Raw genomic sequence first — 12,885 nt, 5'->3', positions numbered from 1 at the left:
TAGTAGTAACTATTAATAAAATTTGCTATCTTGGTAAAATTGATGATTAATAAAGTATTAAGGATTAAAGGATGAGTGAATCATTTTCGCACATTAATCAGCGAGGTGAAGCCTATATGGTTGATGTCTCAGAAAAACTAATAACAACACGCGAAGCAAGAGCTGAGTCATTAGTCTTAATGAATGCTGAAACACTGAAGATGATTATTGAGGGTAAACATCATAAAGGCGATGTTTTTGCAACAGCAAGAATTGCAGGGATTCAAGCTGCTAAAAAGACTTGGGAGCTTATTCCGCTTTGTCATCCACTTTTTTTGAGTAAAATTGAAATTAACATAGAAGTAGATCAAATAAAAAATTGTGTCCGAGTTCAATCGTTTTGTCGATTGAATGGGCAAACTGGTGTTGAAATGGAAGCAATGGTTGCCGCATCTGTTGCAGCTTTAACCATTTACGATATGTGCAAAGCGGTTCAAAAAGATATGGTGATTTCTCAAGTAAGATTGTTGATGAAGAGTGGTGGTAGGTCAGGTGATTTTATTGCCCAAAAGGTTTAATAGATAGAAAATGAATAAAGTTATTTTTTTCGCTCAAATTAGAGAATTAGTTGGGACTGAGAGTGTTATGTTAGATGCTAATCAACTTTCAGTTTCCTATCTTATCGATCAGTTAAGTGAACGTGGTGAACAATGGTTTTTGGCATTTAAGGAAAACTCTGTTTTATGCGCTGTAAATCAAACTTTGGTTGATTTTGATTATATTGTGAAAGAAGGTGATGAAATTGCTTTCTTTCCTCCTGTAACAGGTGGATAACATTATGGATCTTATCAATGTTAGTGAGCAGCCGATTGATGTTAATAAGCTAAACGACTGGCTTTCACAATTACCACAAGATGGTGCTGTTGTCTCTTTTATGGGCAAAGTTCGTAGTAATGAAAAACAAATAATAAGTTTATTTTTAGAACATTATGCAGGAATGACAGAGAAAGTCTTGGCTAATATCATAGCCCAAGCTAGAGAACGGTGGCAATTAAGCCGAGTTGCGGTAATTCATCGAGTAGGTGAAATTAGCGCAAATGAAAAGATTGTCTTTGTGGGAACAAGTAGTGCACACCGTTCAGATGCCTTTGCAGCCGCAGAATTCATAATGGATATATTAAAGAACGAAGCGCCTTTTTGGAAGAAAGAGCGAACGCCTCAAGGCGAAACTTGGGTAAAAGCTAAAAAAACAGATAAAGAAGCATTGGGAAAATGGTATTAGTATTTATTTAGTATATAATGATATTAAGTTATGTCATTCTTTTTTAACGAGAGGTAATTAATGAGAAATTATTCACCTAATGGTTCGATTATTGAACAATCTAGTAATCGCGTGCAAACATACATGAGTCATGTTTATGGTTGGATGACCGTCGGATTACTATTAACAGCTCTGGTTGCTTGGTTTGCATCCAATAACTATGAGCTTTTGAACGTTTTATATCAAGGTATGTGGGTATTGCTTATTGCTGAATTTGCTTTAGTTTTTGCCATTTCTGGATTGATTAATCGTCTCTCTGGATCTGTTGCGACAACATTATTCATGCTTTATTCGGTTTTAAATGGTTGCACATTTTCGATTTACTTTATTGTTTATACTTCATCATCAATAGCAAGTGTATTTTTTATTACTGCTGGAATGTTTGCAGTTTTGGCTTTTTATGGGTATACCACTAAACGTGATTTGTCTAGTTTTGGACGCTTTTTATTTATGGGATTAGTGGGTATTGTAATCGCTTCTCTCGTTAATATCTTCATGCAAAGCCAGCCGTTGATGTGGGCTATTACGTATGTTGGTGTATTTGTTTTTGCTGGATTAACAGCTTATGATACACAAAAACTGAAAGAGTTAGGCGATCAATTATCGCAGGATGATCCTAATATGTTTAGGAGATTTGTTATTTTAGGTGCACTAACCCTTTATCTTGATTTTATTAACTTATTCATTATGTTGTTAAGAATTTTTGCAGATCGCCGATAATTGCATTTAATTCAACTAAAAGGGCTCTAAATTGAGCCTTTTTTGTTAAAATTTTATTAGAATCGTATTTTTTAGTGCTAGTTTGTTAAAAAGTTTCAGGAAAGACTATGTTTCAATATAAAATACAGTAAAATTCTTATTATAATGAATTAATAACTTACTTAACACTATGAAAAAATTATACTATTTTGCCTTAATTAATCTATTTATTTCATCAATACTATCAATTCGTTTCTTTCTTGTCCCTGAGGCATCATTTAATTGGCCGAGTGTGGCATTTTCAATATTTGCTGTATTGGGGCATTTTTTCTCGGCTTATTCATTACTTTTGGTTGTTTGTATACCTCTTTTATGGTTTAAACAAGCTATTCGCAATATTATTTTAGCTGCAATATTTAGCTTTATTCAAATTGGATTATATATCGATACTATTGTATTTCAACAGTATCGATTTCACGTAAATCAATCTGTCTTATCCATGGTTTTGTCTGGACAGGTTGTCGATTTTTCGGTAATTACCTATTTTTTAATGTTTACGCTTATTGTTGTTGTATTTTGCACCGAGTATTTTATTCTTTACTTGCTCAATAACAAATTAACTTCATTGCATAAAAATTCAAGAATTGTTTTATTATCAACAATATTTCTTTTTAGTTCATTTTTAATTAGTCATGTTGTGCACATGATTGCATTTTATTATGCTTATTCGCCTATTATGGTAGTGAAAGAATATATTCCACTTTATCGACCATTTACGTCAAAAAGAATCATGAATTTTTTTGATGAAAAAGGGCAACGAAAAGTCGTGTATAACAAAGATAATAGTAATGCTAGTGTTGATTACCCCAAAAATCCTTTAGTGATTAATCCGGAAAATAAAAAAACTAAAAATATTATGTTTATTGTTTTGGATTCTTGGCGATATGATACGTTTAGTGAAGAAATTTCGCCTAATACATTTCGTTTTGTTAAGCAGAATAATGGGGTTATTTTTGATAACCATTATTCAACTGGTAATGCAACACGTACAGGTATTTTTGGTTTGTTTTATGGTATTCCAGGTACTTATTGGGATTCATTTTTACGAAATAGTGTTCCTTCACTCTTTATCACAACACTACAGAAAGAAAACTATAATATTGGGATTTTTACGTCAGCTAAAGTAACTGCTCCAGAATTTGATCGAACAGCCTTTGTTACCATTAAAAATTTAAGAATTAGTAGTAAAGATGGTTCGGCATCTAATCGAGATAAACAAATCACTGATGATTGGCTTGCATGGTATAAACTACGAGATACATCTAGACCGACATTTTCTTTTTTATTTTATGATTCTCCTCATGCTTATGATTTTCCTAATGATTTTTATGTGAAGTTCAAACCTATTGGGGATCTTAATTATATGACATTGAGTAATGACACCGATCCTTTGCCTATTTTTAATCGTTACAAGCAAAGTGTTTATTATGATGATTATTTACTACAAAATATTTATGATGAGCTTTTAGAATCAGGTTCGTTAGATAATACAATATTGATTATTACAGGTGATCATGCTCAAGAGATGAATGATAATAAATTAGGATTTTGGGGGCATAATGGTAATTATACGGATGCACAAACAAAGGTGCCTTTTATTATTATTGGTGGTAAAGAATTAGAGAGCCTGAAAAATAATAGTACAAAAATAACAAGCCATGAAGATGTCGTTCCAACCCTAATGAAACATTATTTATATGTGAAAAATGATATAAGTGATTATTCGACAGGTTATGATTTATTTAATTCTATAACTGAACGTAACTGGCTTTTGATGTCTAATTATAGCTCTTATGCGGTGAGAACATCTGATAATATTTATCTTGTTAATCGATTAGGTATTAGTCATTATATGGATTTACATAATCGTGAAGTTGATGAAGTGCCAAATTATCAATATATTCAAGAAGCAATGAATCATATGCGTTATTTTTCTCAATCAGCAAAAAATAGCTTAATAAATAATAAATAATTAATTATTCATTAAGCGTAAAGAAAGAAACATTATCTGCCACAAATGTGGCGGAAATGAACTAAGTATATTAACGAACATCAGCACAATTTAAGCAATAAATATAGCGATTTAGTGGATCATTAAACCTATTCCATAAAGAAACATGCTGTTGAAGTTGTTTTGTTGCAGGAAGTTGTTCAAAAAATATTTCTGCCGTTGATTTAGGCAACATGGCTATCATATCTGAATAAAATGCACTAAACCAATTTCCTTTTGGCTTTTGCCAGTCAATTTCATAATCAGTTAAATTAGCTAATGTTGCTGCTGTTTCAATGGCATCATCAAAGTCACCTAATTTATCAACAAGTCCAATTTTACTTGCTTCTGAACCTAACCAAACTTGTCCTTGTCCAATTTTATCGACTTGTTCGGTTGTCATATTTCGTGCTTTTGCTACTAACGAAATAAATGTTTGATAGCCATTATCAATATTTAATTGAATTAATTGATTCATTTCGGTTGATAGATCTTGCGTAAAGTTATTACTTGCTAGTGAAGAAGTAGTTACACCATCGCTATAAACACCAATATGAGATAAAGATTTTTCGAATGTTGGAATAATACCGAAGATACCAATAGAACCGGTAATTGTATTTGGGCTTGCAACTATGTAATCTGACGCGGTTGATATCCAGTATCCACCAGATGCAGCCATTCCGCCCATGGAGATAACAACAGGAATTTGGTAATCACGTAATGCTTCTAATTCACTACGAATTGCTTCTGACGCATCCACACTCCCTCCCGGGCTATTTACTCGCAATACTATTGCTTGTGTGTTATGTTTATTTAAATTTATACGGATATTTCTCAATTGTTCAACAATGTCTTGACTACCAGCGATATTACTACTATTTTCCCCATTGGTAATAGTGCCATTTACAAATACAACCGCAATTAGTGGTTTATTGCTTCCGTTATCACCATCTAAATTTGTATCTTTTGACTTAAGTTGATAATCATAAATGCTGATTTGATGTTGCTTATTAAGCTCAGATTCAAATTGGTAATTAGATGCAATTTCATCGATCAACCCATTAGATATAGCATATTTGGTCATATTACCATTAACTGCTTTTAAGTTGGTCAACATAGTTTCTGGCGCTGGAACCAATTGGGTACCGGCTTTTTTCCGTTGTGTTGAAATGTCTTGAAGATAATTGTTCCACATAAGTGTTAGCCAACGTGTTGTATTGCTTTTTGCCTCTTCTGACATATCATCACGAATAAATGGTTCGATGGCTGACTTATAAGTTCCTACTCTAAAAACATGAGTGTTAATTTTTAAATTATCAAATAAGGTTTTATAGTATAGGTTGTTAGCTGCTAACCCGTATACATTAACTGAACCAAGTGGTGTTAAATATATTTTATCAGCATAGCTAGCTAAATAATATTGGCTTTGATTAAAATTGGAACCATAAGCATAAATTGGTTTATTCGCCTTACTAAATTTGGTTAAATATTTACCAATATATTGTAGCGAACTCATATCAGCGCCAACAAAATGATCTAATTTAATAACCATACTTGTAATCTTTGGATCTGCTGTTGCTTGAGCTATTTTTTGAGTTAGCTCAAATAAACCATTTTCACGAGAGGTATTTACTTTTTTACCATAAATTTTGCTTTGTAAAGCATAAATTTCATCACCGTAAAGTGTGTTGTCAACAATCACCCCTTCAATATCTAATACCAGTGTTCCATATTGTGGAACAAGTTCTTGTTCTTGTGTTTCTTTGATTAATGCGATGACGCTAAAGATTAAAATAATAATAATTAGAAATATTAGATTAAGAAATATTTCCCTTATTAAGTTAATCACTTTCCATATTGATTTAATGACAGGTAAAGCAGACATAATAAATGATCCTTTTCATAGATAGTTTATCTAATTTTTTGCTTCAATATTTTTCTTTTTGAAGTATTTTTTATCTTCAAATCTTAAGCATGTTAATTTTCCACCCCAACAGCATCCTGTATCAAGTGCATAAACATTATCTGGTGTACCTTTTCCATTTAATGCAGCCCAGTGGCCAAAGGCGACTGCATACTCGTTTGGAATTTTGCTTGGTAATAAAAACCACGGTTTAAGTTTTGAAGGTGCTTGCTCAGGTGATTTTTTGTAATAAAAATCTAATCGACCATCTTCATAACAAAAACGCATACGAGTTAATGCATTAGCAATATAACGCAATCTATCTAATCCTTGTAGTTCAGGAAACCATTCATCCGGAAAGTTGCCATACATTTTATCAAGGAATAGGATATAGGAATCACTAGATAGCATAACATTCAGATCATAAGCACATTTTTTTAGTGTTTCGATATCCCATTGTGGTGAAATACCAGCGTGGGTCATAATTAACTTTAATGATTCGTCAATTTGGACCAATGGCTGTCTACGCAGCCATTCCATTAATTCACTAAAATCTGGTGCACGAATAATTTCATCAAGATTATCCTTCTTTTTAGAAGGGGTAACATTGGCATAAATTGATAATAAATGTAGGTCATGATTACCTAATACCAATCGAATTTGGTTAGCATTATGTTTAACAAATCTTAGAACTTCTAATGATTTTGGACCTCTGGCAACTAGATCTCCTGTTAGCCATAAAATATCCGATGATGAGAATTTTGCTTTTTCAAGTAAACGCATAAACTCATCATAACAACCATGAATATCACCAATAAGTAAGTTTGCCATCCTGTTAACTCCATGAGTTTGCCAGTTGGCAGTATTGTTGTACTGTTAAATTTTCGGCACGTAAATTAGGATCAATATTTAATTCAGTTAATTGTTCAACAGTAAACAAGTTACTTAAACTGTTACGGATAGTTTTACGACGTTGGTTAAATGCCTCTGTAGTTACGCGAGAAAGTATTTTTATATCATTAACAAGATAAGGCTTTTCTTTATAAGGTGTTAATTTAACAACAGCAGAGTCAACTTTTGGAGCAGGTTTAAATGATGCTGGTGGTACTTCAAGAACAGGAATGATTTGACAATAATATTGAGCCATAACGCTTAATCTACCATAATGTTTACTGTTAGGCGATGCAACTAAGCGAGTTACTACTTCTTTTTGTAGCATGAAATGCATGTCAGTGATGATATTTGCATGTTTAAATAAATGAAACATTAATGGTGTCGAGATATTATAAGGTAAGTTACCAAACACTCTTAATGGTTTTCCTAGTTGATCGGCTAACTGATTAAAGTCAAAGGTTAGGGCATCTTGTTCAATAACAGTTAGTTTATTATTTAAAAATGGATTTTCAATTAACCTACTAGCTAGATCCCTGTCTATCTCTATAACTGTCAAATGATCAATATGTTTACTGATAGGTATCGTTAGTGCTGCAAGTCCAGGACCAATTTCAACCAGTGCTTGATCTGTTTTAGGTTGTATAGCTGAAACAATACTTTCGATAATGTAATCATCATGTAAAAAATTTTGTCCAAATCTTTTACGGGCAAAATGCCCTTGGTGAACACGGTTATTCATGTTTATCTTCACCTGTAATTTTAATATAAGCGTCGCCTTTTATTTCTTGAATCCATACTTGGGCTTCTTCAGAAAATTTACGATTAAAAATGAGTCGATAAGCTTGATCTTTATTCATTGCATTTGTTCCATCAGCTTTTCTTTTATCAATTAATTGGATTAAGTGCCAACCGTAAGCTGATTTTATTGGTTGGCTAATTTCTCCTTTTTTTAACTGAATCAGAGCAGTTCTAAAGCTATTATCATAAATTTCAGGACGGTTCCAACCTAAGTTGCCCCCTTTACTTGCTGAACCTGTATCTTCAGAGTTAGCTTTAGCAGCAGCTTCAAAGGTTGTGGCTCCACTGGCGATTGCTTTACGGATATCAATTAATTTTTGTTTTGCGATTTGGTCGGTGACTAATACATTTGTTTTAATCAATATATGGCGTGCATTTACCTCTTCAATTGTGACAGTTCTCGATGCTTCTGAACGGGTATCATCAACTTTTAGAATATGCAGACCAACCCCAGAACGGATAGGTCCAATAATACTACCTTTTGGAGCTCGTACTAACCGTTCTTCAAAGATAGTAGGTAATTCATTAAGTTTATGCCAACCCATACTGCCACCTTTTAATGCAAAATCATCGTTTGAATATGAAGTGGCTAATTTAGCAAAGCTTTCTCCCTTTCTAATCCGATTAATAATATCTTGTGCTTTATTTGTAGCATTATCAATTTGTTGTTTAGATGCTTTTTCTGGAATAGAAATTAAGATATGGCTAATTTTCACATCAATATTATTGGTTGGTTGTTGAGCAATATTTTTAGCTAAGTTTTCAACTTCCTTTTCTGAAATTTTAACTCTTGACCTAACTTCGTGCATCCGCGTTTTGTCCATTAACATATCATTGTGGATTCTTTCTCGGTAAGCACTATAACTTATTCCCATTGTCGAAAGTCTACTTCTAAGTTGATCTATATCCATACCATTTTCAGTTGCGATTCTATCAATAGCGTCAGTAACCTCGTTATCACTAACAGAGATTTTAGCTTTAGCTGCTTTCTGTAAAATTAGATTTTCAATAATTAAACGATCAATAATTTGTTGTCTAAGTACTTTATCATTAGGTAGATTTTGTGCATCGGTAGTAGCTTTAATTGTTTTTAACATATCATTAACATCGCTTTCTAAAATGACATTGTTATTAACAACTGCAGCAACCTGTTCTACAAGTTTAGGTACGGCATTGGCAGATAATGGAGTTATAATTCCTAGAGCTATGCTTAGGTTTAATGTAATAAATAATTTTAATAATTTCATATTAACTTAACTCACTTTGTTTTTCAGTATAGACAGTTTGCAATTAATTTATTGGTAATCTATTTTTACTAAAAATATTTTATTCAAATGTTGTGTTATATGGTAGCTTTCCAAAATTGAGCATTTTAGCTCTGGTATCTCGATTGTTACTTAATCCTTTTAATTCGAAGTTGATGGATAACTTATTTTCATACTTACTTTTTTTAGAAATATTGTCCCAATCCGTTAGTTTTCTACCATATTGTACCGAGGTACCCCAACAACAATCACTGTAATGCAATCCTACAAAACTATCTACGGATTGCCCTAATTTAACATCATAATAATATGAACCAACAGCACTGACTGTTTGTGATAATGGCCAAGCAGTCATTATTCCTACTTGAGAAATATCTTGTTTATAACCTTTATAAAAAGAATTTTTATCAACTGTATCAATATAATTACGATTTGCATAGCGATAAGATAATTGTGTTAACTTATCATTAGTTGGTCGGAATTCAAATATTGCATTGGCTAATGAAATTGTATCAATTCGAGTATCATATTGAACACCGCTTCTAAATATCATATCATCATTTAGTCGCCAAAAATTATCTGTTGCCCAAGTAATACTGCCTGTATCAGAGTTTTCATCTAAACCGTTATTATGTTCACTCGTTTTTGATTTAGTAAAATAAGTAATTTGACCAATTGATAAGTTAAATTTTTCAACTTTTTTCTTATCATAAAACCGAGTTGTTACGCCAGTTGATACTTTATTTGTTGAAGCTATTCTATCTAAACCGCTATACGGTTGATCTCTAAATAATCCAATATAATCTGATTGCAATATAGTAGAATCATAAGCCCCAATATTCGATTGATTTCGGTATGGAATATAGATGTATTTTATTCGTGGTTCTAAAGTTTGTGCATAACCATCACTAAAAGGTATCTCACGCTCAAAAATAACTTTACCGTCAATACTAAATTTAGGTAAAAAACGATTTACGTTCTTTTCTAAATATTTATATTTATAAATATTTCTTTTAATATTATTTTGATTATAGCGTGTTGCCATAAAGCCACCTGAGGTTGTTAATGTAGCCCATGTATTTGTTACTGTATAATCAACAGTTGGTTCAATATGGGTTCGCCAGGCTTTAGGATTATTTTTTCCTGAACTTAAGAAATGAGATATTTGCGAAAATGTTTTAAATTTAAGTGGACCAAAATCATAATTATAATAGTTTATATCTAATTGTGGTTCAGTTTGATAAAGTGAATCTTTCACTTCAGAATGAAATGGCTGGAAATGCTTATATCCCAATGTAATATCCCAATTCTCATTATTATAAGCTATTTTATAAGACTGTGTTAAATACCCTGCAGTTTGGGATGCATATTTAGAATTTAGATTAGTGAGATACTGATTGTCACTGACTCGAGTTGTATCCGCATAAAAACGCCAATTAGAGTTAATTAATTCATCATTTTTCCAATGAAATAACCAGCGGTGGCGATTATTGCCATAATTGTTGCCATTAAAATGGCTATCTTTGTCATTATTATATTTGCTATCATGCTGTAGCCAATCAAATGCAAGTGTACCCAAGCCTATTTCATTTAAATAGCGAAATTCTGTTTGGAATTGTACACCTCGATTTTGCAGAACTCTTGGAACAAAAGTTGCATCATAATTTGGCGCAATATTCCAATAAATTGGTATTGAAAAATCAATGCCATCAATACTATCATAGCTTAAATTGGGTATAAGCAATCCTGAACGGCGTTTATCACCAGTTGGTAATTGTAAATAAGGTGAGTATAGAACAGGTACTTTGCCAATACTGAATATAGCATTCCAAACTTCTACTAATTGTTCTTCGTTGTCATGAATAACCGTTGTTCCCTTAATGTCCCATGTACTGTCATTAGTAGGACATGAAGTAAAGCTACCTTTTTTTAAAATCACATATCTATTCTTTCTAAGTTGTATTTTATCTGCTATACCGTGACCAAGTCTATTGACAAGATAGTACTTACTTGGGCTCATATTTGCATCATTGTTATTTAGATTCATTGATGCATTATCGCCTTCCATTTTTATTAAATTATCTTGATAAATAATATCACCCTCTAATGTTACGGTTCGATTATTATTATCTTGAGTGTCAATTGTTACCTTATCTGCTTGAACTGTTCGGTTGCCTTGTTCTAATAATACTTCACCTTTATATATGGCGATATTTGGATTGATTGCTTCAAATTGGTTTGCTTCAGCATTTACAGGTAAGGTATTTATATCTCCATTAACTAAAGGACGATCAAACTTCGGAACGTCAATAAGGCATTGAGGATTATCGCTTACAACTTTAGGTAAATTTATAGCATAACTAGAGCTATCATACAAAGAAAGAGTAACGGCTATAGCAATAAGAGAAGGCGTTAATTTTTTCATTAATGGTTATAAAGTTATTATGATTGCAACATTATAGCGGTTATTTATAAAAGTGCGAATTAAAAATTAACGTTTCACTGTGCGTTTATTTATTTTATTAAGCCGTTTTACCATCACCATTCTTTTTTCGAGTGAAGTGTTTTGAAACTCATTCCACCATCTAGCTAATTGCAAGAGTTCTCCTTTTTCGATTGAGGCTCGCATTTCTAAAAGGTCATAAGCAGCTCTAAACTTAGGGTGTTCTAAAATGGCAAACGCACGTTTACCACTCCGTTTTTTCATACGTAATTGTAAACGCCATATATCTCCCATTATGGTGGTTAAGCGTCTAGGTATGGCAATACTTTTACATTGTTCACTTAGCACTTCGTTAATTGCCATTGAGAACGAATCATGAAATGGTAATCCACTTTCGATACATGTTGCTTGTGTTTGTTCAATTATTGGATACCAGAAAAAGGCTGCAAATAAAAATGCGGGATTAACCCGTTTATTGTTAGCAATACGATAATCAGTATTTTTTAAAACTTGTTCGATGATTTTTTCTAAGTAGCTATTTGAATTGTTAGCAAACAGATGCTCAATAACAGGAAATAGTTGTTTGAAAAGACAATATTCTCTTAGTAACTTGTAAGTTTTGTAACCATTTCCAGTTTGTAATAGTTTAAGTGACTCATCAAAAAGTCGTGCTGATGGTACGTTTCTTAATAATGATGCAAGCTGTTTAATTGGTTTAGCAGTAGCTGGCTCAATTTTCATGTTCAGCTTTGCTGCAAAACGGACTGTCCTTAGCATTCTAACAGGATCTTCCCTATAACGTGTTTGCGGATCGCCAATTAATCGAATAATTCCTTTTTGTAAATCTTCCAATCCTCCGCAATAATCACGTAATGTAAAGTCATTTACATTATAGTAAAGTGCATTCATAGTGAAATCCCGACGGATAGCATCTTGCTCAATAGTTCCGTAGACATTATCACGTAATAGCATTCCTGACTGGGATCGTTTAGAAATATTGGTTTGTCTTTCTTGAGAGTCGTGCTCGCCACGGAAAGTAGCTACTTCAATAATTTCTTTGCCAAACATAATATGAGCAAGACGAAACCGTTTTCCTATTAAGCGACAGTTACGGAAAATTTTCTGAATTTGTTCTGGTGTAGCATTAGTTGTGATATCAAAGTCCTTTGGTGTTTTACCCAAGGTAAGATCTCTGATACACCCGCCTACTAAATAGGCTTCGTACCCTTGTCTATTTAATCGATAAAGGACTTTTAACGCGTTTTCACTAATCTCATTACGAGATATATTATGTTCATTACGCGAAATAGACACATAACCGACTTTTTGTTGTTCTTCATTATGAAAAAACTTTCGATAAAAGCGTGAAACTTGTTTAAAAATAGTACACCTCAAAAAGGTTTTTGGCTTAATACAATATAGCGGGCAATTATATCGTAATTACTAATAAGTTTCCATGTTTCTTGGAATTGGTGATTTTTACTCAATAAAATTGTATTTTTATAGATAATTTAAATATTCTATTTGATTTTT

11 protein-coding genes are annotated in these 12,885 nt (G+C 32.5%); 5 read left to right on the top strand and 6 right to left on the bottom strand.

The genetic code is table 11. The features are described from left to right. Positions 1–71 precede the first annotated feature (71 nt). From moaC to ACGH49_RS00275, 5 genes are all read left to right on the top strand, one after another. Positions 72–557: a cyclic pyranopterin monophosphate synthase MoaC gene (moaC, locus tag ACGH49_RS00295; protein ID WP_411587792.1), complete on the top strand. Its 486-nt coding sequence runs from the start codon at positions 72–74 to the stop codon at positions 555–557. Positions 558–567: 10 nt separating this feature from the next. Next, a complete protein-coding gene (gene moaD / locus ACGH49_RS00290) occupies positions 568–813 on the top strand; it encodes a molybdopterin synthase sulfur carrier subunit (RefSeq protein WP_065560773.1) in 246 nt (81 codons plus the stop codon). A 4-nt stretch (positions 814–817) separates the two neighbouring features. Continuing rightward, the gene (gene moaE / locus ACGH49_RS00285) at positions 818–1,261 is read left to right on the top strand and encodes a molybdopterin synthase catalytic subunit MoaE (protein WP_411587790.1); all 444 of its coding nucleotides are present in this window, start codon (positions 818–820) and stop codon (positions 1,259–1,261) included. 60 nt (positions 1,262–1,321) lie between these two features. Next, entirely contained in the window at positions 1,322–2,020 is a 699-nt protein-coding gene (locus ACGH49_RS00280) for a Bax inhibitor-1/YccA family protein (RefSeq protein WP_411587788.1), read from the top strand. Between the two features lie 169 nt (positions 2,021–2,189). Then, positions 2,190–4,031, top strand: a complete 1,842-nt coding sequence (locus ACGH49_RS00275) for a sulfatase-like hydrolase/transferase (protein WP_411587786.1) — start codon at positions 2,190–2,192, stop codon at positions 4,029–4,031. A 70-nt stretch (positions 4,032–4,101) separates the two neighbouring features. Here the strand turns inward: ACGH49_RS00275 and sppA are convergent, their stop codons facing one another. The 6 genes from sppA to pcnB all read right to left on the bottom strand — a co-directional run bounded on the left by sppA (position 4,102) and on the right by pcnB (position 12,735). Continuing rightward, entirely contained in the window at positions 4,102–5,934 is a 1,833-nt protein-coding gene (sppA, locus tag ACGH49_RS00270) for a signal peptide peptidase SppA (protein WP_411587785.1), read from the bottom strand. Positions 5,935–5,964: 30 nt separating this feature from the next. After that, positions 5,965–6,783 carry a bis(5'-nucleosyl)-tetraphosphatase (symmetrical) ApaH gene (gene apaH / locus ACGH49_RS00265; RefSeq protein WP_065608641.1) on the bottom strand — a complete coding sequence of 273 codons (819 nt, stop codon included), beginning with the start codon at positions 6,781–6,783 and terminating at the stop codon, positions 5,965–5,967. Between the two features lie 4 nt (positions 6,784–6,787). Next, positions 6,788–7,585 carry a 16S rRNA (adenine(1518)-N(6)/adenine(1519)-N(6))-dimethyltransferase RsmA gene (rsmA, locus tag ACGH49_RS00260; protein WP_411587784.1) on the bottom strand — a complete coding sequence of 266 codons (798 nt, stop codon included), beginning with the start codon at positions 7,583–7,585 and terminating at the stop codon, positions 6,788–6,790. Continuing rightward, positions 7,578–8,891 carry a peptidylprolyl isomerase SurA gene (gene surA, locus ACGH49_RS00255; RefSeq protein WP_411587783.1) on the bottom strand — a complete coding sequence of 438 codons (1,314 nt, stop codon included), beginning with the start codon at positions 8,889–8,891 and terminating at the stop codon, positions 7,578–7,580. Before surA ends, rsmA begins: the two co-directional genes overlap by 8 nt. 79 nt (positions 8,892–8,970) lie before the next feature. Beyond that, the gene (gene lptD / locus ACGH49_RS00250) at positions 8,971–11,334 is read right to left on the bottom strand and encodes an LPS assembly protein LptD (protein ID WP_411587781.1); all 2,364 of its coding nucleotides are present in this window, start codon (positions 11,332–11,334) and stop codon (positions 8,971–8,973) included. Positions 11,335–11,400: 66 nt separating this feature from the next. After that, positions 11,401–12,735 (bottom strand): polynucleotide adenylyltransferase PcnB, encoded by a 1,335-nt coding sequence (gene pcnB / locus ACGH49_RS00245; RefSeq protein ID WP_081298126.1) that lies wholly within the window; start codon positions 12,733–12,735, stop codon positions 11,401–11,403. Between the last annotated feature and the right edge of the window lie 150 nt (positions 12,736–12,885).

Origin of the sequence: Gilliamella sp. BG7 (genome assembly GCF_046635565.1) — a bacterium.
GTDB lineage: Bacteria > Pseudomonadota > Gammaproteobacteria > Enterobacterales > Orbaceae > Gilliamella > Gilliamella apicola_P.
Note: the sequence above shows the minus strand (reverse complement) of the source record. Positions and strands in the feature narration are given on the sequence as shown.

Excerpts from the sequence above, each read along its gene's own strand:
- moaC (WP_411587792.1), top strand. The coding sequence starts at position 72 with ATGAGTGAATCATTTTCGCACATTAATCAGCGAGGTGAAGCCTATATG.
- moaD (WP_065560773.1), top strand. The coding sequence starts at position 568 with ATGAATAAAGTTATTTTTTTCGCTCAAATTAGAGAATTAGTTGGGACT.
- moaE (WP_411587790.1), top strand. The coding sequence starts at position 818 with ATGGATCTTATCAATGTTAGTGAGCAGCCGATTGATGTTAATAAGCTA.
- ACGH49_RS00280 (WP_411587788.1), top strand. The coding sequence starts at position 1,322 with ATGAGAAATTATTCACCTAATGGTTCGATTATTGAACAATCTAGTAAT.
- ACGH49_RS00275 (WP_411587786.1), top strand. The coding sequence starts at position 2,190 with ATGAAAAAATTATACTATTTTGCCTTAATTAATCTATTTATTTCATCA.
- sppA (WP_411587785.1), bottom strand. The coding sequence starts at position 5,934 with ATGTCTGCTTTACCTGTCATTAAATCAATATGGAAAGTGATTAACTTA.
- apaH (WP_065608641.1), bottom strand. The coding sequence starts at position 6,783 with ATGGCAAACTTACTTATTGGTGATATTCATGGTTGTTATGATGAGTTT.
- rsmA (WP_411587784.1), bottom strand. The coding sequence starts at position 7,585 with ATGAATAACCGTGTTCACCAAGGGCATTTTGCCCGTAAAAGATTTGGA.
- surA (WP_411587783.1), bottom strand. The coding sequence starts at position 8,891 with ATGAAATTATTAAAATTATTTATTACATTAAACCTAAGCATAGCTCTA.
- lptD (WP_411587781.1), bottom strand. The coding sequence starts at position 11,334 with ATGAAAAAATTAACGCCTTCTCTTATTGCTATAGCCGTTACTCTTTCT.